This is a genomic window from Acinetobacter sp. YH12152, from assembly GCF_013418285.1.
Classification (GTDB): Bacteria; Pseudomonadota; Gammaproteobacteria; order Pseudomonadales; family Moraxellaceae; genus Acinetobacter; species Acinetobacter amyesii.
In genome coordinates this window covers 1-24,306 of the sequence record NZ_VPCH01000035.1, presented here as the reverse complement: position 1 = coordinate 24,306, position 24,306 = coordinate 1, and the positions used below count along the sequence as shown (strand labels likewise).

Sequence of the window (24,306 nt, the reverse complement as noted above, 5' to 3'; positions counted from 1 at the left end):
AAGGTGGTATTTCATTGCACAACAGCCTGCACCGTACCATTTTCAACTTTGAATAATTGATAAGAAATAGATAAATCATGTAAGTGTTTTTGCACTGAATCATGGTCTAAAGTGGTAATAAAAACTTGACTACCAAGATGGCTTAAACGCTCAATTAAACGCTGTTGTGCGGTTAAATCTAATTCTGCTGTCAGATCATCTAATAATACCACAGTTTCCTTATTACAAGCATGTAGCATTGCAATCTGTGACAGTTTTAACGCCATGATCAATAACTTTTTTTGCCCACGAGAGAGCACAACATCTGCATCACCCATAGCGGTTTTCAACCTTAAATCTGCACGGTGCGGACCATACTCAGTATAGCCACGTTCGCAGTCTTTAAAGTGCTGATTGGTCAGATCATTCAGCAGTCCTGTTTCAGCATGAAAGCCTGCACTATATTCCAATGTCACTGTTAAATGCGGCAATAATGCTTGGAGATCTTGTTGGAAATATCGCGTCCACTGTTCCACCACATTACTGCGCAGACTATGTAATATCTCACCATAATCACTGAGCATTTTGTTCCACGGTTCTAGGTCAGACAAACTCAAATGACGTCGTGATTTCAGCAAACTATTCCGCTGTTTTAATGCCCGCGCATAATATTGCCATGCATGGTAAAACTCCGGTTCCACGTGGAACATCAACCAATCTAAAAGTTGACGTCGTGGCTTCGCACCATGATCAATAATATCGGTACTTTGTGGGTCGATGAGTTGTAGTGGTAAAATCTTAGCCAACTGCCCTTGTGTCCCCACAAGGTCGCCATTGACTTTAATCACTTGCTCGCCCGACTGCATTTTTTGCATACCAATGCGGTCTGTTGCAGACTGCGCAAAGACAACAGCGTCAGGGCTATTATTTTGAATATAGTTTTTCGGAATATGGGTTCGAAAAGAACGGCCGGTTGCCAGCAAATGTACTGCTTCTAATACAGAAGTTTTGCCAGAACCATTTTGCCCATAAAAGACATTAAACGGCTGCAACCCAGAGAGTGCAACCGTCTTTAAATTTCGAACACGTTCTACATGTAAACGCGTGATATGCATAATAATTGAGACGTCAGTCCGAATTAAACACGCATTGGCATCACAACATAGGTTTGATCTTGTTGCTGTGGATCTTGTACCAATACCGACTGGTTCGCTTCTGTCATGGTCATTGCAACATCATCACCATCCAATACATTCAGAACTTCCAATAAGTACTGTGCATTAAACGACATTTCCATCGGTGCATCTACATATTGAATCGCAAGATCTTCGATCGCTTCATCTTGCTCAGGGTTATTGGCACGAAGTTGTAAAGTGTCCGCATCAAACTTCAAGAATACGCCGCGCAATTTTTCATTACTTAAAATCGCTACACGTTGTAGTGATTGTTTAAATACATCATGTGCAATGCGCACGTTTTTATCGCCACCACGTGGAATCACACGGCGGTAGTCAGGGAATTTACCATCAATCAATTTTGTGGTGAAACGTACGGTAATATCACCCTGCTCTTTATCACGGCTGGCAATGGTAATTGTTACATTTAATAATTCACGACCAATCAACAACGATAATTGCTCATCTTCAACACTCAATAAACGCTGCAATTCACCTACGGCTTTACGTGGAACAATCGCTTGCATTGCTTGTGTCGCATTCGAGCTTGCCGCTGTTTCACACATCGCCAAACGGTGACCATCGGTCGTTACTGCACGCAATTGATTTTCATCAATTTCAAGCAAAGTACCCGTCAAATAAAAACGTACATCTTGAACCGCCATGGCAAAAGATGTTTTTTCAAATAAACGCTTTAACTCACGCTGAGTCACACCAACTTGAGTGCCGTGAGTATTTTCAGTGGTTAATAATGGATAGTCTTCAGCAGGCAAAGTACCCAATACAAAACGACTGTTTCCAGATTTTAAAATACAACGTTGGTCTTCAGTAATTTGCAAATCAATCAATGCCGCTGACGGTAATGATTTACAGATATCCATCAGTTTACGCGCAGGAACTGTCGTCACCCCTGCTTGTAAACATGCACCTTCAGTAAGTGGTGTACTTGCAACCAGTTCAACTTCAAGATCTGAACCGGTAATGGTCAAAGCTTGCTCTGTTACCTGTACTTTTACATTAGATAAAATATTTAAGGTATGGCGACGCTCAACCGCTCCTACGACATGTGATAGAACATTCAGTAAGCTTTCTTTCGCGATTTTTAAACGCACAATACATTCCTCTAAAAACTGAAGACAGACAAAATTAATTAATTTTTTAGCAGTGTACTATGCGGCAGAATATACCGCATTGCAAGAACAGAATTTGAACAAAAAGACTTAACTTTGCAGCAGACGTTGCAAGTTTTTATAGTCCTCATTGAAGATTGGATCTTCTTCTCGCAGGCTTTGTACTTTTTCACACGCATGCATCACCGTACTGTGATCACGATTACCAAAAGCCATACCAATTTCAGGGAAACTATCCCCTGTCAGCTCACGTGCTAGCCCCATAGCCAACTGACGTGGACGTGCATAAATGCGTGTACGTTTTGGACCAACCAATTCTTTCAGTGGAATACGGAAATATTCACTCACCACACGCTGAATATTTTCAGTACTAATGGTGCGCGCACGAATCGCCAACACATCTTTTAACGATTCACGCACTACATCTAGATCGATTGGGGTACCTTTAAAACGAGAAATGGCTACAACTTTATTCAGCGCACCTTCTAGTTCACGAACATTGGCAACCACCTGTTGAGCAATAAACAGCGCACAATTACGTGGAAGTTCCACGCCATTGCTTTCCGCTTTTTTCAGTAAAATTTCAATACGAGTTTCGATATCTGGTGGTTCCACACCCACCGATAAGCCCCACGAAAAACGTGAAACCAAACGTGGATCCAACTCAGTCAGTTCTTTTGGATAACGATCCGAAGTTAAAATGATTTGCTTAGATTCATCTAATAACGCGTTGAAGGTATAGAAAAACTCAACCAAGCTGGCCTCTTTACCCGCCAACAAATGAATATCATCCACCAATAACAAATCTAGCGAACGACAATTTTTCTTAAATTCTTCGACCTTACCTTGCTGTAACGAGCTCACAAAGTCTTGTACAAAACTTTCAGCCGTCATGTACATCACACGTGCATTCGGCTTCGCTTGTAATAATGCATTACCTACGGCTTGCATTAAATGGGTTTTACCTAAACCAGTCGGTCCATATAAAAATAACGGGTTATGCTGTGAAGCACCGGGCTGCGTCAAAACTTTACGACAGGTTTCTGCCGCCATCTGATTGGAACGGCCTTCAACAAACAAGGAAAAGGTAAATAATGGGTTAAGCTGACGCTTACGGTTATTTTTTGAAGACGTCTCTTCTTTTTCTTTTTTAGGACGATTCGGTGCAGACACTTGCGGCGTTGACTCTAATGCTGCGGTGGTTGTTGCAGGTTGTTCAGCTGCAGATAAAATTGCACCAGGCCGTGAATCAACCAAAATCTCGACTTTACGTACCCGACCTTCAGACAACTGTTCCGCTAAAATAGAGATCAGTTCTAAATGGTGCTCTTGAATATAGCGTGTCCAATACGGATTCGGTGCATAGAGTTTTAAAGTATCACCTGCATCTTCTGCCACTAGTGGGCGTATCCACATTGTATAGACATTTCCTGAAAGCTCTTGTCGCAAGCGAGTTAAGCAGTCTGTCCAAAGCATGTGAAACCCCTATTTCAGTCCATTGTACGAAAAAAATAATTCAACCCCGCCTAAGCGGGCAGCCATTCTAACCATCTTATCCACATCTGTCATGAACAAATCAGTCGAAATCGATCAAAAAAACGCAAATTGAGTTTAAATTTAAATTTAAATCACGTGTGGATAAGTTTATCCGCAAGCTGTGGATAAATTGTAGCACAAAGTTATCCACAAACTATCAAAATTATAAAAACATCGTTATCCACAATTTAATTATTTGTTTTTTAAATCTAAAAATGCGTTTTCCACAGAAAATATCAACACTAATAGTAATAAATTTAAATTTTAAAATTTGAATTTATTTATAAGATCGACCCATTCTGGGGATAACTTGATGGTTGGTTTAAATTCAAATTTAAATTCATAAAAACCAATTCACAAATTTGGGATTGTGGATAAATCTGTGAGTAAACTTGAAGATAACTTAAATAATTAACATATACAATGATTTAGTTTGTGAGTATTTTAATTTAAACCTTTATAACTGATTTCTAATCCTTATATTATCTTGATATATCACAGCCTAGATTTTGAAAGAAAGCGTGTTTTTCATTGACAGCTCAAGCAATGAGCACTAAAATCGCGAACCTTTACTGAAAGATCATTTTTGGAGTTTCGATATGAAACGTACTTTCCAACCTTCTGAGTTGAAACGTAAACGCGTTCATGGTTTCCGTGCTCGCATGGCTACTAAAGCTGGCCGTCAAGTATTAGCGCGTCGTCGTGCGAAAGGTCGTCACAGCTTAACTGTTTAATTTCAGTTAAGACTGTCAAGACTTGGGTGTTATGACAACACTTTACGGCTTTAGCACAGATGTGCGAATACACTGTGCTGCCGATTATAAAAGTGTGTTCGATGGTGCGCTTTTTAAAGTGCATCAACCCCATTTCTTATTTCTAGCAAAAATCTCCGAACAGCCGAATAGCCGTTTGGGTATTGTTGTTGCTAAGAAAAAAGTGCGCCGCGCACATGAAAGAAATCGAGTAAAGCGACTTGCACGCGAAAGTTTTCGCCTGCATCAACAGCAGTCTAATGTATTAGATATTGTCGTTATGCCAAAAATGGGCATAGAGGCGGTACCGAATGCAGAGTTGCATCAGCAATTACAATTTGCTTGGCAAAAATTGCAGCGCCTTGCAAATAAGCATAAAAAAATAGCTACCTCCCCACAAGCGTAGAGATGACCAATGGTTCGTTTACTGCATTGGCTCATTCGTTTCTATCAGATTGCGATTAGTCCTTTATTGGGACCACGCTGTCGTTATATTCCAACATGTTCTCAATATTCTTTGGAAGCAGTCCATCAACATGGTGCTGTACGTGGAGTGTGTCTAGCTGTTCAGCGTATTTGCCGTTGTCATCCTTGGGGCGGTTCAGGCTATGATCCTGTTCCATCAAAAGCAATTCGTTTTATTTCATTTCAGCAAATAGATTCTCAAACGCTTCACGTTGCTGTACCCTTTCGTGAACGTTTATTGAACCAAAATCACTCTAACCACTTGGGGTAATACCTATGCAACAATGGGCCAGGATTGCAATTCTAGGGGCCATGTTTGTTGTCGCATATTTGCTCATTTTGGCTTGGCAGAAAGATTATGGAAATGCGGAACAAAAACCTCAGCAAAATGCTGCGGTGGTAACGCATGAAGTATCTGCCGATTTACCAAATGGCCAGACAGCTACGGCTGCTACTGATGTGCCGCAAGCAAATAATGCTGCTACACAACAAACAACAGATGCCACTGCACCTGTTAGTCAACAGTTAATTTCAGTACAAACTGACCTTTACCATCTTTGGATTAATCCAAAGGGTGGCGATATTGTTCGTATTGAATTACTCAATCATGACAAAAATAAAGACAGCGATGAACCGTTTGTAATGCTTGAAAGCGATACAAAACGGACTTATGTTGCTCAGTCTGGCTTAATTGGTCTTAATGGCCCTGACAGCAATCCGAAAGGACGTCCGACCTATGAGATTGAAAAATCTTCATATACGTTAAATGACGCAAAAGCTGTGAAGGGTAAAGATGGCCAAACAGCAAAAGTTTTGTCAGTACCAATGGTTTATAAAACAGCAGATGGTGTAGAGGTTATTAAAACCTTTAACTTCACTGAAGGTGAATACCCTGTTGTTGTGAATCATAAAATCGTGAACCGCAGTGCTCAGAACTGGCAAGGTCAGATGTTTGGTCAGCTTAAACGCGACAACTCTGAAGATCCAGGTAAATCTGATCAAGGTATTTTCACTTTAGGTACATTCCTTGGTGGTGCATGGGGTACGCCTGAAGAACATTACAACAAACTTAAATTTGCCAACTTCAATGAAGAAAAATTGAATGTTGAAGCAACTGGCGGTTGGGTTGCAATGGTTCAGCATTACTTCGTGAGTGCGTGGATTCCTGGACAGATCAAATTAACGCAAGCCAATGGTCAGCCTTATGCTGCGAAACTTGAGTCACGTAAATCTACTGATGATATGAACATTATTCAGTTCACTTCACCTGCAATCAATGTTCCTGCAGGAACTGTGGCAGAAGTAGATGCAACGTTCTATTCAGGTCCAAAAATCCAATCTGAATTAAAAGAATTGGCGGTTGGTTTAAACCAAACTGTAGACTACGGTTGGTTGTGGCCTATTGCGAAATTATTGTTTGTCGGTCTTGAGTTTTTCCACGGTTTAGTGGGTAACTGGGGTTGGTCAATTATTCTATTGACGATTCTGGTGAAACTGATCTTATGGCCATTGTCGTCGAAGAGCTACCGCTCTATGGCGAAAATGCGTGTGATTGCACCTGAAATGCAACGCATGAAAGAAGAATTCGGTGAAGACCGTATGCGCTTCTCGCAAGAAATGATGGCATTGTATAAACGTGAACAAGTGAATCCACTGTCGGGTTGCTTGCCGTTATTGCTCCAAATGCCGATCTTCCTTGCTTTGTACTGGGTATTGATGGAGTCTGTTGAACTACGTCATGCGCCGTGGTTAGGTTGGATTCAAGATTTATCTGCGATGGATCCATGGTTTATTTTGCCGCTATTAATGGGCTTGACCATGTTCATTCAGCAAAGTTTGAACCCACAACCGGCTGATCCAATGCAGGCGAAAGTCTTCAAAATCATGCCAGTGATCTTTACGGTATTTATGTTGTTCTTCCCTGCGGGCCTTGTGCTTTACTGGATCTGTAACAACAGTATTACTATTCTTCAACAAGGTTTGATTAACAAATCAGTTGAAAAAGACCGTTTAAAACGTGAAGCGGCTGACTCAGCAAACTAAGCATTGCTGATGGGCTGAATAAATCCGCTTAAGATGGTAATCTTAGGCGGATTTTTCTTTATCTGTCGTTTGAAAATTTTTAGGTGAATTTTATGTTAAACCGAACCACCATCGCAGCAATTGCCACACCGCCGGGTCGTGGTGGTGTCGGCGTGATTCGCCTGTCTGGTCCCAAATCTTATGCCATTGCAGAAGCATTAACGCAGCAATCCCTACCTCAAGCTCGTTTTGCTGGTTTCCGTAAGTTTTATGATGCATCGAATGAAATCATGGATGAAGGTTTGGTGATTTGCTTTCCAAATCCGTACTCTTTTACGGGCGAGGATGTGGTGGAGCTTCAAGGTCATGGCGGCCCCGTTATTCAAAATGCATTATTGGCACGGTTACTTGAATTGGGTGCTATTGCTGCAAAAGCGGGCGAATTTTCAATGCGCGCCTTTGAAAATGGCAAAATGGACTTGGTGCAAGCCGAGGCGATTGCCGACCTGATTGATGCCACCTCACAAGCAGCGGCACGTTCTGCGGTACGTTCATTACAAGGTGCCTTTTCGAGCAAGGTTAATACGGTGCTAGAAAAACTTATCCATTTGCGTTTGCATGTGGAAGCAGCGATTGATTTTCCTGAAGAAGAAATCGACTTTTTGGCGGATGGTAAGATTTTGGGCTTATTGGATGAAGTGGCAAGCTCGGTCCATGCTGTACAGCAGTCTGCTCGTCAAGGTCAGTTACTACGTGAGGGTTTACAAGTGGTGATTGCCGGTAAACCTAATGCAGGTAAGTCATCTCTACTCAATGCTTTGGCGGGTGTGGAACGTGCGATTGTGACGGATATTGCAGGTACGACACGTGATGTTTTACATGAAAAAATAAGCCTCAATGGTTTGCTGATTACTTTGACCGATACCGCTGGTTTACGTGAAACCGGTGATATCGTCGAAAAAGAAGGGATTCGCCGCGCAATTAAAGAAATTGAGCAAGCTGACTTGTTACTTTTGGTCTATGACTTAAGTCAGGGCGAAGATCCACTGCAATTGGCTCAAGCGTACTTCGCGGATCATATTGAACCGAAGCGTTTGATGCTGATTGGTAATAAATGCGATTTGACGGGATCTACCGCAGAAATTACCGATTTAAACGGTTTTCGACATATTCGTGTTTCGGCTAAACAAGAAACCGGCGTTCAAGCGCTTATTGATGCGATTACAGCGCATGCAGGCTTTCAACCAGAGGAAGATACCTTTATTGCTCGAACACGTCATTTAGATGCAATGAAGCGCACTCAGCGCTATCTTGCAGAAGCACGTGAGCAGTTGGTGGTTTATCATGCGGGTGAGTTGGTAGCCGAGTCTCTACGTTTGGCGCAAAATGCCTTAGGTGAAATTACGGGTGATTTCAGTGCAGATGATTTACTCGGGAAGATTTTTGGATCGTTCTGTATCGGAAAGTAATAAAACGATTGAGCTCCTCATTTCACCTATGGATAGATCCATCCAAAGCACGATGTTCGAAAACATCGTGCTTTTTTTACATCGTTTAGCGAGGGTTTGAGCCCAAAATGATTTTAAAGATCGTTCTCAGCACATCTTTCATTTTCATCCCATAAAAAGGATTGATTGCTGCTCTTTTCGATGCGGCTTCAACTTTGACTTTGAGTGTTGCATAGTCTGGAAATTGTTGCTGTTGCGAAGATTTTTCGACCGCTGACAAAATATCAATTAAAAAAGCACGATTGATTTTTGAACTTAATGGAATGGATTGATACCACTGTTTTTCAAAGCGACGATCTAAAAAGATATCGGGAATTTCGGGGCTAGTGGCATAAAACATGGCTTTGGTGCGCATACATTTGCTGCATTGACCACAATTTTTAGGTCGAGCCGTATAGTTCACACAGATCGACAGGGTTTGTAAATCTAAGTTCGATTGGCTTAAAAATGCGGTTTTTTGTGATCGCGTGACATCATCGTCGAGGGTGATTAAGACCCCAGATCGGTTCTTCATCAATCGGTTGGATGCCGTATTTGAGCCATAGGGATGAACGAATAATTGTTGATCTAAACGGTAATCGGCTGAAATTCGATATTGCTGGTAATGTTCAAAAATCGAAGCGCAGGAAAACAGCGAAAAGATATGTGTGACATGCGAACCTTTAGGGTTACAGCCATATTTACTGTACAGCGCGTAAGCATCAGTTTTTACCACGCGACTTTGCTTAAAAACTTGGCTTCTAAAACTATGGGTCTGATCCATTAAGGCCTGAAATTTTTCATGGTCATCAAATTTATAATCCATTCCATGCACAGTGAGACAATCAGAGTCTTGTCCATTTTCAAGAAAAGCTTTGTATGTACTATATGTGGAGTCAATCCCACCGCTAAAAAAGCTTAAATTTTGAGTGGGTTGGTTTGCTGGTGGTGTTTGAATGATTGATGCAGCACTGAGCATGACTGGTTGATATAAATCAGGTAACCAAGCGGCCCAGACCGTTGAAACCTCACGTGCGGAGTGGAGGGTTTGTATTGAAATAGGTCCTTCTACATGCAGCGGGATGCCAAGGCGCATAGCAATGGGTAAAAAGCCCCAAACGATAAAATCATAGGTTTCTAATTGCGGTAAGGATTCAAAGGGTAAAATATAGTGAATATTCCCGTATTCGCAGTTGGCGATGATTTGATTTTCTGCAGTGTTAATTTGACATTGAATTTTTAGCATTTTTTAAAATTTTTGAATCACATCACACAAGATCTTAATTTAATTTGATTGATTTTTATAGGGTTTCTTAATTGTTTTTGGGTTTAAGAAGCACCCAATACAAGATGCTTCTTGAATAAGTTTAGTGGTTAATTGGTGTTCAGACTGCGGTGCCAAAGCAATAAGCCGATACACAATAAACCTACGCCAATACAAAAACCTAAAACACCGACCATCAAGCCAAAATGATCAGATAAATAACCGGCCGCAATAATTGGAATAATGGTGCCTAGATATCCAATAAATAAATAGGTCGAGATCACCGCAGCACGGTTTTGATTGTTGGTCATTTGATGAACTAAGCCAAATGCGCCTAAAAGCCCCAGACCATGACCGACACCCACTAAAATATCGCTAATAAAAAACAATGCACTCCAGTGTTGGGTCATACATAGGGCAAGAAGTGCATAGCTCAGTATTAACACCATTAAGCCGGCATTGACACATTTTTCAGAAGGAATCGATTTCGCCATAAATTGCACGACAGCGGAAACCAGCAAGATACTTGCAATGGCACTACCACTGACCAAAGGGCCATGCCATGGGATCGCATCTTTGACGAAAGAGGGTGCGAGTGATGCAAATAAGCTGAAGGAGCCAAAGGCACAAAAGGCAGTCAGTCCAGCGATATAAAATCGTGAATGATCACGCTTTTCAGGCAATTCCAAATGTGGTGCCACTGAAAAAGGCTGTGGCTCAAAATTCGGTGTGCGAATAAAAAATAACCCCATTAAACACGCCAACCCCCCAAAGATCACAGGGATATAAGGGGTGACTAAAGGCTGTTCCGAAAATTGGGCAATCACTCCACCAATAAATGGGCCAAGACCAAAACCAATCACGGTAATGATTGAACTCCACTGTGGAGCATATTTTTATGCGGTTCAGGAATGGTATAGACCAAACCAAGCATGGCTGAGGTGCTGATTAAACCCGAGGCAATCCCGATAATAAAGCGCCCGATAGATAACCACAGCGCATTACTGGCAAACACCGACAAGCTTAAACCTAAGATAATGCACGCCATACCGATTTGCAGGGTTCTTAAAAAACCAAAACTATTACTGGTACGACCTAAAAACAGCAAGGTCGCTAGGCAACCAAACATGTAGGCAACAAAGATATAGGTGATATGACTCGGCAGCAGTCCCCAAAGTTGTTGATAAATGGGATACAGAGGACTAGCTAGCGCTGTACCAATAGTGCCCATACAGAGTGCAAGGCTCACCATGATAAACGGTCGCCAAGAGGGAGATGTGGTCATTTTAAAGTCGCAGAGGTACAGTCAATAGGGTCAATATTGTGCTGTATGAGAAAGACGGAAATATGGGCTCAGTTTAATGCCGATTTTTTTCCATGGTCAAATCGCAGTTGTAACTTTATCCATAGCGTTTAAGCAGTTTTACAAATTCTTCCAGTTCTGCTTCATTGATTTCAGCATCTTGAGGTAATACATGATGGCGTAAATGTGCTTCGATTAATTCATTCATTAATCCATTTACAGCACCTTTGATGGCCGCAACCTGTTGTAAAACCTCGATACACCCTGCTTCGGGTTGCTGTAAAGCCAGTTCAACCGCATTGACCTGACCTTGTAGGCGTTTAACCCGATTTAAAATCTTTTTGTCCTGATGTAAATGACTCAACACTTTCTCCCGAAAATAAATATACTATGGGGGGGTATATTTAAGCATAGAACCTAATGAAAACTTCCCCATCCATCCGAATTCATCATCATCAATTTGATGAGGGTAATCCACTCGCACAAAAACGGATCTTAATTGCCACTATTTTAACGGCAGTCATGATGTTGTTAGAAGTCATTGGCGGATGGATTTTTAATTCGATGGCATTATTGGCAGATGGCTGGCATATGAGTTCACATATGTTGGCATTAGGCTTGGCCTATTTTGCCTATCGTGCGGCACGCCACTATGCCCAAGATGCTCGTTTTAGTTTTGGGACTTGGAAAATTGAAATTTTAGCGGGCTATAGCAGCGCGATATTATTGATGGTCGTTGCTGCATTTATGGCCTTTCATTCGGTGGAACGCTTATTCAACCCGGTTCAAATTCATTATAACGAAGCAATCCCTATTGCGATTTTAGGTCTGGTGGTGAACTTGATCTGTGCTTGGTTATTGCATGATGACCATCACCATCACCATCACCATCACCATCATGAGCATAGCCATGAGGAGCAGCATGATCATCATCACGACCTCAATCAGAAAGCAGCCTTCATGCATGTGGTTGCTGATGCGGTGACTTCGGTATTGGCCATTGTGGCTTTATTTGCCGGAAAATGGATGGGTTGGGGATTTTTAGATGCGCTATTGGGGATTGTTGGTGCAGTGCTGGTCGGTAAGTGGGCCATTGGCTTGATGAAAGAAACAGGACAAACATTACTGGATGCGGAAATGGATCACCCTGTCGTTGATGAGATTCGAGAAGTTTTAATGCAATTGCCTGTCGACGTCGATGTGACCGATTTACATGTGTGGAAAGTGGGTAAAGGTCAGTTTTCGTGTATTGTGGCCTTAGAAACCAGTCAGGCATTGAGCGCAGATGAAGTGCGTCAAGCGCTGTCGATTCATGAAGAAATTGTACATGTGTCTGTTGAAATTAATTCACCTGATGCAGCTTAATATGTTCCACGTGAAACGGCATGTAGCTATTGCGTAATGAACTGAAAAAAGCCCAAGACTTTCACGTGTTAAGGCTTAGAATGCTGAATCAATTAAATGTTGAAGTTCGGTCTATGTTGAAAAAAATATGTGCGTTGGCGTTGAGTACCACCCTTTCGACTTTTGCTTTGGCAGATGCGGCACACGTTCAAAAGCTCTTGGCAGAAAAGCAACCCGGTTTAAAAATTGAGAATATTCAAAGTACCGAAATGCCGGGCATATATAGTGGCTTTGTTGAAGATCAAGTTTTGTATTTGAGTGAAAATGCGGATTATGTGATTGCAGGTTCCATGATCCGTTTAAAAGATCAAAAAAATCTGACCAAACAATTGATCCTCAGTCAGCAAAAAACTGAGTGGAATAAACTCCCATTACAAGATGCGATTAAAACAGTCAGGGGGAATGGGAAGCGCCAAATCGCGATCTTTTCTGACCCAAATTGCCCATATTGTAAGAAGCTTGAAGTAGAACTGGCAAAACTTAATGATGTGACCATTTATACTTTTGTCACAGCCATAAAACCGCAGTCGTTGGCACCATCGAAGCAGATTTTTTGTGATTCAAACCCTGCTATGGCCTGGGATAATTTAATCAATAAGGGAATTCAACCGAAGTCAGCGAAAAGCTGTGCAAACCCCATTGATCGAAATTTAAAATTAGCAAAAAGCTTAAAACTAAGTGGTACACCGGGAATCGTCTTTGCCAACGGTTCGATCTTAACCGGTGCTTACCCTGCTGCTGAATTAGAATCGATGTTAAAAGAGATCAAATAATTTCAGCTGTACGGCATGAATAAAATATAAATAAAAAAATACCCGTCTACAGGCGGGTATTTTAATGGCGCTATAAAAATTAGACGCGGTTTTTTTTCGTTACAAGGTTATAGATAAACAACACGATGATCGCACCAATGACGGAAGCGATAAATCCTGCAGCAGAATTTTCTCCATACAGACCTAATAAACGTCCGCCATAGGTCGCAAGTAAGGAACCTGCTATCCCGAGAATGGTGGTCATGATGAAACCGGCTTTGTCATCTCCAGGATGGATCGCACGTGCAATTAAACCAGCAATAAAACCAACAACAATCGCAACAATGAGTGACCACATAGTAACTCTCCTTTTGTTATCATGTATTTGTTTTTTACGACATGTTCAATCTTTATCTTTAATCAAAACTGCGCTGAGCTATAGCCTAAACATGCAAAAAACTGTTGTTTTTTTGTTCAAAACAAACCAAAAAATAAAAAAAAGTGGCCTTCGGCCACTCTTAAGTATCTGATCTTGCTTAGAGACCAATTTCGCCAATAAATGGAATATGACGATATTTTTGATCATAGTCCAAACCATAACCCACGATAAATTTATCTTCGACTTCAAAACCTAAAAATTTTACATCGAGGTCAATTTCACGACGTGAAGGCTTGCTGACCAAAGTACAAAGCTCGATTGAGTTTGGATTACGCGTCTGTAAAATTTCTAAGACTTTGCTTAAGGTATTGCCTGAGTCAATAATATCTTCAACCACCAAGACATCTTTATCTTTAATGTCGCCATCTAAATCTTTTAAGATTTTTACATCGCGAGTAGATACGGTCCCACCGCCATAACTTGAAACGGTCATGAAATCGAGTTCATGCGGTTTTGAAATCGCGCGGCAAAGGTCAGCCATAAAAATAACGGAACCACGTAATAGACCGATTAACACCAACTCTTTGTCGCTGTTAGCATAGTGTGCATCAATTTTTGCGCCAAGCTCTTTCACTTTAGCTTGAATTTCTTCAGTGGAAATCAGTACGCTCATTTGAACAGACATGGGTAGATACCTAAAAAAGCAAATCAAAAAAATAAAAAAGGTGTTGACTTGCAACACCTCTAAAGATGAACCAATTTTAATACATCTGGCTCGCAGATGCATCTTTTTTGCCGTTGAAAATGTAATCAGTTTTTCTTGGAAGTGCTGTCACGCTTGAGTAAGCACAGACAAGCGACGGCAATCAGTCCAATTTTCAACGCTGTTTTTCGTCTTGGTCGAGCCGTTTTATGCTTTGACATAAGCACATTGTCCAAACACATAGGTGGCATGGATATTACGATCATCCCCCATCAGCATCAGGGCAAATAAAGCATCTTCCAGATTTTTGGCACGTTGTTGACGTAGGGCTTGTAGCGCAGTGGCTTTTAAATCGAGTACCACAAAATCTGCTTCTTTGCCTAAATCAAAGTTTCCAAGTTTGTCCTGTAGGTCTAAGGCTTTTGCTCCCCCTAACGTGGCATGGTACAGCGCTTCAAATGCGGACAGTTTATCGCCTTGAAGTTGTTGAACTTTGTAGGCTTCATTGATGGTTTGTAGTTGGTTAAATGAAGTACCTGCACCAATGTCTGTACCTAAGCCGACTTTCACCTGTTTTTCCCATGTTTTCATTAATGGAAATAAACCACTGCCTAAGAACAAGTTCGAGGTTGGACAAAACGCAATGGCAGAGTTGGTCTGATGCATACAGTCCCATTCGGTATCTTCCAAATGCACGCAGTGCGCAAACACGGAACGTGATCCGGTCAGACCATAATGATGATAAACGTCTAAATAGCCGTTTTGCTCAGGGAATAATGATTTGACCCACGCAATTTCATTTTTATTTTCACTCAAATGCGTATGTACATAAACATCAGGATACTCGGCTTTTAGCTCCCCTGCCCGTGCCAATTGTTCAGGCGTTGAGGTTGGGGCAAAGCGAGGCGTGATGGCATAAAGGTTACGGCCCTTGCCATGCCACTTTTCGATGAGTGCTTTGGAGTCGTTATAGCCACTCTCTGCAGTGTCACATAATGCTTCAGGTGCATGTCGATCCATCATCACTTTACCGGCAATTAAGCGCATCTGATGCTGTTCTGCAGCCTTAAATAAAGCATCGACCGATTGTGAATGAACGGTACAAAAAACAAGGGCTGTTGTGGTTCCGTTTTTGAGTAACTCGTTTACGAAGAACTGTGCAATTTGCTCTGCATAAGCCGGATCTTCAAATTGGATTTCGGTTGGGAAGGTATAAGTATCAAGCCATTCCAGCAGTTGTTCACCATAAGCCCCCATCATTTCCGTTTGTGGATAATGAATGTGGGTATCGATGAAACCCGGAACAATCAATTGATCGGAATAATGCTGTACGTCAACCTGATCTGGGAGATGGTGTTGGCCCTCAGACCATGGACCGAACCATTGAATTTTTCCGGCTTGCGTAATCAGCAAACCATCTTCGAAATAGCGCACTTGGTCGTGAATTTCACGTGCTTGGGCAACTGTATTCTGAATATCTAGAAAGCGACCACGGATCGCTGTAGATGCGATAACAGAAGACATGACATACCTGCAGTTTAGAATTTTTTCGGTTGATTGTAGCCCAATTTGGTTCAAAATACCGTTAGAGTAATTGTGAAAATGTGTTCTATAAAATAGAACAGTTGTTTATAAGTGGTTCTGTTTTTTTTTGTTCATTGTATTTAATTTGAATAATACAAAAGCATTGAGCTGTATACATTGCACGATGTATGTATAAAGACTAACAGGTGCAGCGCTTGCTATATTGACCTCAAGAGCGCCCTTTAAAAAACGACAATGAACCCTTTAATGCACATGCGTTATTCAGACCAATTAAAACATGACCTATTTCAGCATCAAGGCATCATGCAGATTTTACATGCCCTGTATGCCATAGATACACAAGCTTATTTAGCTGCAGGCGTGGTTCGTATTTTGATTTGGTCACAGCGACATCAACAACACTATGCACTGGAAGGCACAGAAGTGGATGTGATTTATTATGCGGAACATGATGATGGAACACAGGGTCAAAGGATTCAACAGCAGATGCAGTTGGATTTTCCTCACATTCATTGGGATGTTACCAACCAAGCGACAGTACACCAGTGGTATCGTTTGGAAAATGGCGGAGCCGATACAGGCGCTCAAGTCGATTGAGCATGCCCTATCGTTGTGGCCAGAAACTGCTACTGCCATCGCTGTTAAATTGGATGATAAACAGCAAATACAGCTGATTGCTCCTTTGGGCTTAGATGATTTATTTGAATTAAATGTCCGCTGGAACCCACGTTTAGTCAGTCAGGCGACATTTTTGCAGCGTGTGCAGCAAAAACAATTTTTACAACGCTGGCCGAAACTCAAACTCTTGATGATGCCTGAAGCTTAGTCCAAGTTTTCGTTGCAGAATAAAAAAGCCTTCTCGAAAGAAGGCTTTTATTCATCTAAGTGTTTTAAAGCGTGGTTTCATGGTACTTCTTGCTGTGTCGGATCGATAACCACGCGGTGATGGTTAAGGTCACCACAATAAAGCCGAGTGAAATCCAAATTGGCATGTGGAACACATCAAGCAACAGCATCTTAGCGCCAATAAATACCAGGATAATGCCCAGACCATATGGTAAGTAATGCATTTTCGATGCAGCACCAGACAAGAGGAAGAACATGGCACGTAGACCCAAAATCGCCATCAAGTTTGCAGTCAGTACAATAAACGGGTCAGAGGTAACCGCAAAGATTGCTGGGATTGAGTCCACCGCAAAAATCACGTCCGATGCTTCAACCAAGATCAACACTAAAAAGAGCGGCGTTGCCCACAAGACACCATTTTGACGAACGAAGAATTTATCTTCATGCATTTGAGGGGTAATACGCATGTGTTTACGTAGCCACTTCAAAATTGCCATATCTTCGATATCTTTGTCGTCTTCGTCTGAACCCTTAAGGAATTTAAAGCCGGTATACACCAAGAACGCACCGAAGAAGTACAGCACCCAAGAGAATTCTTGAACGAACCATGCCCCAATAAAAATAAAGATGGTACGCAGTACAATTGCACCGAGGACACCGTAGAGCAACAGTTTGCGCTGCAAAGCAGGTGGAATGGCAAAAGCAGCAAAAATCATGAGCCAGACAAAAACGTTATCAATTGCGAGCGATTTTTCGAGCAGATAACCAGCGAAATATTCCATGACTTTGGTGTTTGCAATAGCGACACCAGCGGTTTGCTGTAAGTAGAGCCACAATGCACCACCGAATAAGGTAGCCACAGAGACCCATGCAATACTCCAATAGGCAGCGGTTTTGACTTTGATTTCTTGGCCTTTGTTATTTTTAAAGCCTAAAAAGTCGATGAGTAGCATGATGGTGACTAAACCGAAAAATGCCAGATATAGCCATAAAGAGCCAATCGTTTCCATGTGTATTCTCCACATCTAACAACCAGCCATAAAAAAACCTCGACCAGTTGCCAGACGAAATAAAACGCCTGAGACAACATGATCAAGGTCTTGCCTACATCGTACTGTAATGATTTTCAGCAGCGATGCTCAGATACCGACTTTTTGCAAAGTGTAATGACGATATTCTGACACGTAAAACAAGGTTTACGTTTGGAGGAGGCTACTCCCCTTGTTCAAATTTTGTTTTGGACACTGTCCAAATATGCGGCAAAGCATGACAGTTTTTAGTTCAAAGTGCAATCAGCAATTTACGAATTCATTTAATGTGCCACAGGAGGGTTAAAATCACCACGGTGTACCAACGCTAAGGCTAAAAGTGTGCCGATCACGGCGATGATTCCTCCGATCACGCCGATATAACTTAAACCGAAATGCATGCTGACGATACCGCCCAAGAGTGCACCACCGCCAATCCCGACATTATAAAGTCCTGAATAAATGGCCATGGCGACATCTGTGGCGTCGGATGCGAGATGCAGCGTCTTTGACTGTAATGCGAGACTAAATCCAATGATACTCATCCCCCACAATAAGCACACCGCACTCACACCTGCAAAACTCAAAGAAACAGGCAGCAACAGCAGCATGGATAAAGCCAGTATGCCCGTACTCAAAGGAATCGTAACTTTAGGATATTTTCCACCAAATTTCCCGAACAGATAAGAACCTAGAAAGCCTGCTGCACCAAAGATTAATAGCAACGTGGTGGTTTGCATGGAACTGAATGCAGCAATGTTGAGTGAGAACGGTTCGATATAGCTATATGCGGTAAATTGCGCGCTAATGACGATAATGGTTAATGCAAAGACCATCATTAAGCTTGGACGGCGAATAAACTGTTTTAGGCTGCTCAGCGAGTCAGAGTTCAAACTCGGCAGTATTGGCAGCGTTTTGGCTAAAATCAGGCAAACGATACTGGCGCCAATGCCAATCAGAGCAAAGGTATTTCGCCAACCATAGGCTTCTCCAACCATCCGCCCAAACGGAATACCGAGAACCATCGCCAAAGCTGTGCCTGTGGCCAAAAGCCCCAAGGCTTGAAATTCTTTGCCTTTCGGTGTAACACGAACGGCCAGCGATGCAGTAATTGACCAAAAAAGTGCATGCGAGAAGGCAATGCCGATTCGACTGAGCAATAAGGTGTTAAAGCTCCATGCGAAATACGACAGAATATGGCTGACAATAAACACTATAAATAAACAAATCAGGAGTGAACGACGTTCAATATTTTTGGTCAATAACATGATCGGTAAAGAAATCGGCGCAACCACCCATGCATACAGCGTAATCATGATGCCGACATCGGTCGCGGCTAAGCTAAAGGTTTTGCCAATATCGCTGAGTAAAGCGACAGGTACAAATTCAGTGGTATTAAAAATAAATGCTGCGAAAGCTAAAGCAATCACAGCTGTCCAAGAGCCAGAAGAAGCCATTTCGGAGGGAGAGGCAGACATGAGTGTCTTCAAATAAAAAAAGTGGCATATTTTACTATGCTCTATACACAAGCAGGAACCGATTTAAGCCCTGTACATGCGGTTTAAATTAATACAAAAACAACAGAGTTGACCTGCATTACATGCCAATTTATAAAAAAATGGAGGAAATTTAAGATGTTTGTACAACAAGATGATGATCAAAAAAAAGGAGCTTTCTTTGTTGAGCAAGATGGGGAGCGTTTGGCAGAGATGACTTACTCATGGCCAGGCGATGATAAATTTATTATTGATCATACCGATGTCAGTGATAGCTTGCGAGGACAAGGTGTTGGACGACATCTCCTCGATGCAGCAGTGAATTTTGCTCGGGAAAAGAACGTGAAAATTATTCCGCTCTGCCCTTTTGCAAAATCTGTATTTGATAAAGATGAATCGATTCGTGATGTTCTGCGCTAATACGCTAAATTGTATAGCGTGATGTGAATTAATCATTTGGATAAATAAAAAAAACAGCCTGATGGTATTGCAATCAGGCTGTTTTATTTGAAATCTAGTTGTGAAGTTGAATTAAGATCGTGATTTATACAGCGATACAACCAAGCATGCTGCAGCAATGAGCAATACAAAGATAGCGACAAGATAAAGGTCCATAATAAAAATATCCGGCAAGTGTGATTTAATTGTTTTTTAATTAATGTGAAAGGTGTACGGATTTATTATCACCTACAGTTGAATATAGGTCGTTTAAGTTCTGTACCAATCACTTTCTCGTTTGTTACACGGTGTATTTTTTCATAAAAAGGAAGAAAAAACAGTGACTATGCAACATCAAGATAATGGTCAAAAAGGTGAATTTTTTCAGTTAAATGCTGAGGGTGTACGCCTCGCAGAAATGAGTTATCTATGGCGTGATGAACACAGCATTGTGGCAAATCACACGTGGGTAGATGATTCCTTACGTGGGCAAGGGGTTGCTCGTGTACTATTGGATCATTTGGTGGAATTCGCTCGTGATAAACACTTAATAATTATTCCAACCTGTTCTTATGTAGAGGTGATGTTTCGCCGAGACAAGACATTAGCCGATGTTCAAGCCTAAAAAAGCCCGCGATGCGGGCGTTTTATCAGTATGAAAATTTAAAAACTGCTTTGTGCTCAATTGAGCTTGAGTTTCAACACCGTTGATGGTGTTTTGACGATATGTGGCCACAATTGTAACAAAATCGAGCAGATCAATATTCCTAAAACCAAGCTTAAACACATGATATTTAATAAAGCAAAATCATTCAGCACGAAATAAATACTGCCAATGGTCATCATCATTAGTAAATAAATAAGATAGTGAGGAATCACGGTGCGCAGTGTTATTCCTAAAATAAATGAGCAAATAACGACATTAAAAAAATCTGAAACGCCAAAATTATTCAGTATGATCAAGGCAGCAAAATATACACAAGTGATCGATAAAAAAATGAGTAAATTTTTAAGCATGGTCGGCCTCTTTATTCATCTTCAAATGGAAATAATTTCATTGTTTTAATATGTATAAGTTTAAAAAAATGAAGGTGATATCGGTATACGTGATCTTGGTTTTGTGTTGTAAGTTAAAAAGCACATTTGATTAAAAAATATACAAATATTTACTCATCCTGTAGCGCTTTCTACGTTAAAATCGTGCAAATACTTTAAGAATAAACACAATGATACAACTCTGTTATGCCAGTACACGTGTAGAACAACAATTTGATTTAATACAAGATTTAAGTGATATTTTGGTGAGAGCCCGCAGCTTCAATAACGAACAGCGTATTTTTGGCGTGCTGTACTATGCCGAAGGCCGGTTCTTCCAATGCCTGCAAGGTGAGCAAGCGGCTCTCGAACAGCTTTTTCAGCATATTGCGAAAGATACTCGCCATAGGGATATTGTGCGTTATCCTGATCAAAATATTGATCAAATCGATTTTTCAAAATGGTCGATGAAATATGTCAACCGACATAGTGAAATTGCTAGTTTGTTTCAGCGCTTTGGATATTCAAGCTTTCAACCCGACGTGCTCAATCTAGAACAAATTCAGGCGTTTTTAACGACATTGTTAAGATTAGAGAATGTTGAACAGCCGGTTAAGCTGGATTTAGGCTATAAAAACCGAGGCTATCAGCATTATTTTTAAGCTGAGTGTGAATAAAAAAAAAGCCCGCGCAGCGGGCTTTTTTTTATTTTATCTAGTGGGTTTAGGCTTTTAATGCACTGATCAACTTCTGATGTAAACCACCAAAACCGCCATTCGACATAATCACCACAGCATCGCCCTCGCCTGCCTCGCTTACGATGGTTTGAATGATCTCATCCAGTGAACGAGCCACCACAGCTTTATTCGCAGCAGCTTCAATCACAGGTTGTAAATCCCAATCCAAACCTTCAGGTTGATACCAAATCACTTCATCTGCTAAGCGTGCAGAATGTGCAAGCCCATCTTTATGGCTACCCATGCGCATGGTATTAGAACGTGGCTCGATTACCGCCCAAAGCTTACGTTCACCCAAGCGCTTACGTGCACCTTCCAGTGTGGTATCAATTGCAGTTGGGTGATGTGCAAAGTCGTCATAAACTTCAACGCCACGTACGGTACCCAAAAGTTCCATACGACGTTTTACACCACCAAAGTTCGAAAGCGCCTCACACGCCGTTTCAATCGAAACACCGACATGTTCAGCCGCAGCAATGGTTGCCAAAGCATTGGCTACACTGTGTTGCCCAGTCATATTCCATTTGACTTCGCCTTTCACGACACCATGCTGAAGCACTTTGAAATGTGAACCGTCAGCAGACAATTGCTCTGCATACAGCTCAGATTTGTCATTGGCATCTAAAGATGTACGCACTACAGGTGTCCAGCAGCCCATTTCCAAGACTTCATCAATATTTGTCTCTGTGATGGGCGCAATGATACGGCCTTCACTTGGAATAGTACGAACCAGATGATGGAATTGCTTTTGAATCGCCGCCAAGTCATCGAAGATATCGGCATGGTCAAATTCAAGGTTATTTAAAATCGCCGTTTTTGGATGATAATGCACGAACTTCGAACGTTTGTCGAAGAATGCAGAATCGTATTCATCGGCTTCTACACAGAAGTATTTTCCACCGCCTAAACGTGCACTCTCAGTGAAACCCAATGGCACACCGCCAATCAAAAAGCCTGGTTCTAAACCTGCTTGATCGAGGACCCAAGCGAGCATGGTCGTTGTTGTCGTTTTACCATGGGTGCCTGCAACACCTAAGACATGTTTACCTTGTAGCACGTGGTCTGCAAGGAACTGTGGGCCAGAAATATAAGGCAGGCCTTCGTTCAGCATGTATTCCACTGCATCAATGCCACGTTTCATTGCATTGCCGACAATCACGAGATCTGGGTGTGGTTGAAGGTGGCTACGGTCATAGCCTTGCATTAAGGTAATGCCTGCATTTTCCAATTGGGTAGACATTGGTGGGTAAACGTTTTGGTCTGAACCCGTCACCTTATGTCCTAAATCACGCGCCAAGAGCGCCAATGAACCCATAAAGGTGCCACAAATACCCAAGATATGCAGATGCATTCGTTCTAACTCCACTGCTTTTATCGACACATCACTTTGTTATTGTGGTGTTGTCATTATAGATTTGGTTGAAAAGGTTAATTTCATTTGAGAGCAACCATAGCAAGGGTCTTAGCGAAAAGATAGATTTTTTTGTATGAGATCGTGCAAAAAGATTGAGCACGTAACTGATCAAATGTACGCAATTTTCTTGAGGATAAAAACACGGAAAATAGGCGCGAAATCATGATGAAAAACGTACAATAAGCGCAATTTTTTGCGATCTTGATTGCTTATGTCACTTGCCCTATTTTTATTGATTATCTCCAACTGTTTTATGACTTTGGCCTGGTATGGACATCTGAAATTTCTACATGATGCGCCGCTCTGGCAAGCGATTTTATTTGGATGGGCTATAGCATTACTCGAATATAGTTTTATGATCCCAGCAACGCGACTGTTGGCCAAACATGGGTGGTCTTTGGGTCAAATGAAAATCACACAAGAAGTCGTGACGCTATTGGTCTTCGTTCCATTTATGATTTTCCTTTTTAAACAACCCTTTAAGTTGGACTATTTGTGGGCAGGTTTATGCCTTTTTGGATGTGTCTATTTCGTGTTTCGCAGTGCTTAACTGATCCAATGCTGCATGGCTCTGATCATTTAAGTGAGGCGTGTTTGCAGGCATTTTTGAGGACTTTACTAAACTCACGGTCTCGTGGAGTGGGATCTTCATAGTCAAAGGCATAATCACTCTCATTGGTTAGTACAGTCTTTGACCGTCTGCTTCAAAGTCCATGAGTGCAAAACCAAAGCTTTGGTCATCACAATACACACGATATTCTGAAATTGAATACATGTTATCACGGCCATCATCTGCTTTGTAATAGCCTGTCATCTTGAACGACTCACGTTCATCAATGATCGATTTGCCAGTGACTAAAAATTTTTCGTGGATGTAGCCATTACTCTTAATCTGGCTGTTATAGCCTTTTTGTTTCTGTAAGAGGTTAAATTCTATTTCAAATTGGCTGGTATTGAGTTGAACCAGTTGGGCAAAACTCTGAGAGCTTAAGGCTAAAGTGAGCAGGATGAAGATCTGTTTCATCTTTAAAGTGTCTTATAAATATTGATTTAATAAAAGTTTTTATAAAATTGAAAAAAATAAAAATAATTTTATAAAAATATTATGGAGTTTTCTCTTTAAAGACAACCGTTAAATTTTATCAAATGGAGCTTAAAACTCAGTCCTTCAGGTCAGAGATATAAGCGACACGACATGAAGTGTCGTTTGATTTAACTAAGGACTATTTTCCTTGAGTTTTGATTGTTAATATAAGTACATGAAAACCCTTAAATTACGTATAAAAGATAAACATTGCAAGGTGTTAGACCAACTAGCATCAGAAGTGAACTTCGTCTGGAATTATGTCAATGATTTAGGGTTTAGGCATTTGAAGCGGAAAGGTGAATTTCTCTCTGCTTTTGATATTGCCAAAT

General features: G+C 41.3%; 26 protein-coding genes and 2 pseudogenes. 15 read left to right on the top strand and 13 right to left on the bottom strand.

The genetic code is table 11. The features are described from left to right. Positions 1-11: 11 nt before the first annotated feature. The 3 genes from recF to dnaA form a co-directional block, all read right to left on the bottom strand. On the bottom strand, positions 12-1,094 hold the full coding sequence (recF, locus tag FTU83_RS11625) for a DNA replication/repair protein RecF (protein WP_180009130.1): 1,083 nt from the start codon (positions 1,092-1,094) through the stop codon (positions 12-14). Positions 1,095-1,117: 23 nt separating this feature from the next. Further along, positions 1,118-2,266, bottom strand: coding sequence for a DNA polymerase III subunit beta (gene dnaN / locus FTU83_RS11620; protein ID WP_180106588.1), 1,149 nt, complete (start codon positions 2,264-2,266; stop codon positions 1,118-1,120). A gap of 108 nt (positions 2,267-2,374) precedes the next feature. Continuing rightward, positions 2,375-3,760: a chromosomal replication initiator protein DnaA gene (dnaA, locus tag FTU83_RS11615; RefSeq protein WP_180074178.1), complete on the bottom strand. Its 1,386-nt coding sequence runs from the start codon at positions 3,758-3,760 to the stop codon at positions 2,375-2,377. A 659-nt stretch (positions 3,761-4,419) separates the two neighbouring features. On the opposite strand from dnaA, the gene rpmH reads away from it, so the two are divergent. From rpmH to mnmE, 5 genes are all read left to right on the top strand, one after another. Beyond that, positions 4,420-4,554: a 50S ribosomal protein L34 gene (gene rpmH / locus FTU83_RS11610; protein ID WP_000831329.1), complete on the top strand. Its 135-nt coding sequence runs from the start codon at positions 4,420-4,422 to the stop codon at positions 4,552-4,554. A gap of 31 nt (positions 4,555-4,585) precedes the next feature. Continuing rightward, complete coding sequence (gene rnpA / locus FTU83_RS11605) at positions 4,586-4,978, top strand: ribonuclease P protein component (RefSeq protein WP_078189509.1); 393 nt, start codon at positions 4,586-4,588, stop codon at positions 4,976-4,978. A gap of 9 nt (positions 4,979-4,987) precedes the next feature. Beyond that, positions 4,988-5,308 (top strand): membrane protein insertion efficiency factor YidD, encoded by a 321-nt coding sequence (gene yidD, locus FTU83_RS11600; protein ID WP_078189510.1) that lies wholly within the window; start codon positions 4,988-4,990, stop codon positions 5,306-5,308. A 5-nt stretch (positions 5,309-5,313) separates the two neighbouring features. Beyond that, positions 5,314-7,080 carry a membrane protein insertase YidC gene (yidC, locus tag FTU83_RS11595; RefSeq protein WP_180106590.1) on the top strand — a complete coding sequence of 589 codons (1,767 nt, stop codon included), beginning with the start codon at positions 5,314-5,316 and terminating at the stop codon, positions 7,078-7,080. A 92-nt stretch (positions 7,081-7,172) separates the two neighbouring features. Further along, complete coding sequence (mnmE, locus tag FTU83_RS11590) at positions 7,173-8,528, top strand: tRNA uridine-5-carboxymethylaminomethyl(34) synthesis GTPase MnmE (protein WP_180106592.1); 1,356 nt, start codon at positions 7,173-7,175, stop codon at positions 8,526-8,528. A gap of 85 nt (positions 8,529-8,613) precedes the next feature. Here mnmE and FTU83_RS11585 read toward each other — a convergent pair whose 3' ends face one another. The 3 genes and pseudogenes from FTU83_RS11585 to FTU83_RS11575 form a co-directional block, all read right to left on the bottom strand. After that, positions 8,614-9,792: a hypothetical protein gene (locus tag FTU83_RS11585; protein WP_180106594.1), complete on the bottom strand. Its 1,179-nt coding sequence runs from the start codon at positions 9,790-9,792 to the stop codon at positions 8,614-8,616. A 128-nt stretch (positions 9,793-9,920) separates the two neighbouring features. Further along, positions 9,921-11,062, bottom strand: a pseudogene (locus FTU83_RS11580) (MFS transporter). A gap of 148 nt (positions 11,063-11,210) precedes the next feature. Continuing rightward, a complete protein-coding gene (locus FTU83_RS11575) occupies positions 11,211-11,477 on the bottom strand; it encodes a metal/formaldehyde-sensitive transcriptional repressor (RefSeq protein WP_078194474.1) in 267 nt (88 codons plus the stop codon). A 56-nt stretch (positions 11,478-11,533) separates the two neighbouring features. Here FTU83_RS11575 and dmeF point away from each other — a divergent pair, with 56 nt between their 5' ends. Next, positions 11,534-12,478 carry a CDF family Co(II)/Ni(II) efflux transporter DmeF gene (gene dmeF / locus FTU83_RS11570; RefSeq protein ID WP_180106601.1) on the top strand — a complete coding sequence of 315 codons (945 nt, stop codon included), beginning with the start codon at positions 11,534-11,536 and terminating at the stop codon, positions 12,476-12,478. Between the two features lie 113 nt (positions 12,479-12,591). Then, positions 12,592-13,290, top strand: coding sequence for a DsbC family protein (locus tag FTU83_RS11565; RefSeq protein WP_180106603.1), 699 nt, complete (start codon positions 12,592-12,594; stop codon positions 13,288-13,290). A 79-nt stretch (positions 13,291-13,369) separates the two neighbouring features. On the opposite strand, the gene FTU83_RS11560 is transcribed toward FTU83_RS11565, so the two are convergent. From FTU83_RS11560 to guaD, 3 genes are all read right to left on the bottom strand, one after another. Next, positions 13,370-13,627: a GlsB/YeaQ/YmgE family stress response membrane protein gene (locus FTU83_RS11560; RefSeq protein WP_180005556.1), complete on the bottom strand. Its 258-nt coding sequence runs from the start codon at positions 13,625-13,627 to the stop codon at positions 13,370-13,372. Positions 13,628-13,805: 178 nt separating this feature from the next. Further along, positions 13,806-14,333: a hypoxanthine phosphoribosyltransferase gene (hpt, locus tag FTU83_RS11555; protein ID WP_078189517.1), complete on the bottom strand. Its 528-nt coding sequence runs from the start codon at positions 14,331-14,333 to the stop codon at positions 13,806-13,808. 225 nt (positions 14,334-14,558) lie between these two features. Beyond that, positions 14,559-15,875, bottom strand: coding sequence for a guanine deaminase (guaD, locus tag FTU83_RS11550; protein ID WP_180106605.1), 1,317 nt, complete (start codon positions 15,873-15,875; stop codon positions 14,559-14,561). Between the two features lie 267 nt (positions 15,876-16,142). Between guaD and FTU83_RS17465 the strand changes: the two genes are divergently transcribed. Both FTU83_RS17465 and FTU83_RS17460 read left to right on the top strand, forming a co-directional pair. After that, positions 16,143-16,493, top strand: a complete 351-nt coding sequence (locus FTU83_RS17465) for a nucleotidyltransferase family protein (protein ID WP_257222603.1) — start codon at positions 16,143-16,145, stop codon at positions 16,491-16,493. Continuing rightward, positions 16,459-16,722, top strand: coding sequence for a nucleotidyltransferase family protein (locus FTU83_RS17460; RefSeq protein WP_257222604.1), 264 nt, complete (start codon positions 16,459-16,461; stop codon positions 16,720-16,722). The genes FTU83_RS17465 and FTU83_RS17460 overlap by 35 nt, the downstream gene beginning before the upstream one ends. Positions 16,723-16,786: 64 nt before the next feature. Here the strand turns inward: FTU83_RS17460 and FTU83_RS11540 are convergent, their stop codons facing one another. Then, positions 16,787-17,752 carry a TerC family protein gene (locus FTU83_RS11540; RefSeq protein ID WP_168379508.1) on the bottom strand — a complete coding sequence of 322 codons (966 nt, stop codon included), beginning with the start codon at positions 17,750-17,752 and terminating at the stop codon, positions 16,787-16,789. Positions 17,753-18,054: 302 nt separating this feature from the next. Next, entirely contained in the window at positions 18,055-19,248 is a 1,194-nt protein-coding gene (locus FTU83_RS11535; protein ID WP_180106607.1) for a sugar transporter, read from the bottom strand. A gap of 132 nt (positions 19,249-19,380) precedes the next feature. On the opposite strand from FTU83_RS11535, the gene FTU83_RS11530 reads away from it, so the two are divergent. The 4 genes from FTU83_RS11530 to FTU83_RS11515 all read left to right on the top strand — a co-directional run bounded on the left by FTU83_RS11530 (position 19,381) and on the right by FTU83_RS11515 (position 21,401). After that, complete coding sequence (locus tag FTU83_RS11530; RefSeq protein ID WP_373685368.1) at positions 19,381-19,686, top strand: GNAT family N-acetyltransferase; 306 nt, start codon at positions 19,381-19,383, stop codon at positions 19,684-19,686. Positions 19,687-20,002: 316 nt separating this feature from the next. Continuing rightward, positions 20,003-20,329, top strand: coding sequence for a GNAT family N-acetyltransferase (locus FTU83_RS11525; protein WP_257222606.1), 327 nt, complete (start codon positions 20,003-20,005; stop codon positions 20,327-20,329). 255 nt (positions 20,330-20,584) lie between these two features. Further along, entirely contained in the window at positions 20,585-20,770 is a 186-nt protein-coding gene (locus FTU83_RS11520; protein ID WP_180005551.1) for a hypothetical protein, read from the top strand. A 160-nt stretch (positions 20,771-20,930) separates the two neighbouring features. After that, positions 20,931-21,401 carry a BLUF domain-containing protein gene (locus FTU83_RS11515; RefSeq protein WP_180050952.1) on the top strand — a complete coding sequence of 157 codons (471 nt, stop codon included), beginning with the start codon at positions 20,931-20,933 and terminating at the stop codon, positions 21,399-21,401. 61 nt (positions 21,402-21,462) lie between these two features. On the opposite strand, the gene mpl is transcribed toward FTU83_RS11515, so the two are convergent. Beyond that, positions 21,463-22,827 (bottom strand): UDP-N-acetylmuramate:L-alanyl-gamma-D-glutamyl-meso-diaminopimelate ligase, encoded by a 1,365-nt coding sequence (mpl, locus tag FTU83_RS11510; RefSeq protein ID WP_180106614.1) that lies wholly within the window; start codon positions 22,825-22,827, stop codon positions 21,463-21,465. A gap of 274 nt (positions 22,828-23,101) precedes the next feature. On the opposite strand from mpl, the gene FTU83_RS11505 reads away from it, so the two are divergent. After that, positions 23,102-23,440: a DMT family protein gene (locus FTU83_RS11505; protein WP_078189529.1), complete on the top strand. Its 339-nt coding sequence runs from the start codon at positions 23,102-23,104 to the stop codon at positions 23,438-23,440. A gap of 129 nt (positions 23,441-23,569) precedes the next feature. Here FTU83_RS11505 and FTU83_RS11500 read toward each other — a convergent pair whose 3' ends face one another. Then, a complete protein-coding gene (locus tag FTU83_RS11500) occupies positions 23,570-23,914 on the bottom strand; it encodes a hypothetical protein (protein ID WP_228157220.1) in 345 nt (114 codons plus the stop codon). A 235-nt stretch (positions 23,915-24,149) separates the two neighbouring features. On the opposite strand from FTU83_RS11500, the pseudogene FTU83_RS11495 reads away from it, so the two are divergent. Then, a pseudogene (locus FTU83_RS11495) lies at positions 24,150-24,306 on the top strand (RNA-guided endonuclease TnpB family protein); the annotation flags it as partial.

Coding starts and splice junctions, on each gene's coding strand:
- FTU83_RS11565 (WP_180106603.1), top strand. CDS start 12,592: ATGTTGAAAAAAATATGTGCGTTGGCGTTGAGTACCACCCTTTCGACT.
- FTU83_RS17465 (WP_257222603.1), top strand. CDS start 16,143: ATGCACATGCGTTATTCAGACCAATTAAAACATGACCTATTTCAGCAT.
- FTU83_RS11560 (WP_180005556.1), bottom strand. CDS start 13,627: ATGTGGTCACTCATTGTTGCGATTGTTGTTGGTTTTATTGCTGGTTTA.
- guaD (WP_180106605.1), bottom strand. CDS start 15,875: ATGTCTTCTGTTATCGCATCTACAGCGATCCGTGGTCGCTTTCTAGAT.
- FTU83_RS11585 (WP_180106594.1), bottom strand. CDS start 9,792: ATGCTAAAAATTCAATGTCAAATTAACACTGCAGAAAATCAAATCATC.
- FTU83_RS11500 (WP_228157220.1), bottom strand. CDS start 23,914: ATGAAACAGATCTTCATCCTGCTCACTTTAGCCTTAAGCTCTCAGAGT.
- dnaA (WP_180074178.1), bottom strand. CDS start 3,760: ATGCTTTGGACAGACTGCTTAACTCGCTTGCGACAAGAGCTTTCAGGA.
- FTU83_RS11515 (WP_180050952.1), top strand. CDS start 20,931: ATGATACAACTCTGTTATGCCAGTACACGTGTAGAACAACAATTTGAT.
- rnpA (WP_078189509.1), top strand. CDS start 4,586: ATGACAACACTTTACGGCTTTAGCACAGATGTGCGAATACACTGTGCT.
- recF (WP_180009130.1), bottom strand. CDS start 1,094: ATGCATATCACGCGTTTACATGTAGAACGTGTTCGAAATTTAAAGACG.
- rpmH (WP_000831329.1), top strand. CDS start 4,420: ATGAAACGTACTTTCCAACCTTCTGAGTTGAAACGTAAACGCGTTCAT.
- hpt (WP_078189517.1), bottom strand. CDS start 14,333: ATGTCTGTTCAAATGAGCGTACTGATTTCCACTGAAGAAATTCAAGCT.
- FTU83_RS17460 (WP_257222604.1), top strand. CDS start 16,459: ATGGCGGAGCCGATACAGGCGCTCAAGTCGATTGAGCATGCCCTATCG.
- yidD (WP_078189510.1), top strand. CDS start 4,988: ATGGTTCGTTTACTGCATTGGCTCATTCGTTTCTATCAGATTGCGATT.
- FTU83_RS11535 (WP_180106607.1), bottom strand. CDS start 19,248: ATGTCTGCCTCTCCCTCCGAAATGGCTTCTTCTGGCTCTTGGACAGCT.
- FTU83_RS11505 (WP_078189529.1), top strand. CDS start 23,102: ATGTCACTTGCCCTATTTTTATTGATTATCTCCAACTGTTTTATGACT.
- mnmE (WP_180106592.1), top strand. CDS start 7,173: ATGTTAAACCGAACCACCATCGCAGCAATTGCCACACCGCCGGGTCGT.
- yidC (WP_180106590.1), top strand. CDS start 5,314: ATGCAACAATGGGCCAGGATTGCAATTCTAGGGGCCATGTTTGTTGTC.
- FTU83_RS11540 (WP_168379508.1), bottom strand. CDS start 17,752: ATGGAAACGATTGGCTCTTTATGGCTATATCTGGCATTTTTCGGTTTA.
- dmeF (WP_180106601.1), top strand. CDS start 11,534: ATGAAAACTTCCCCATCCATCCGAATTCATCATCATCAATTTGATGAG.
- mpl (WP_180106614.1), bottom strand. CDS start 22,827: ATGCATCTGCATATCTTGGGTATTTGTGGCACCTTTATGGGTTCATTG.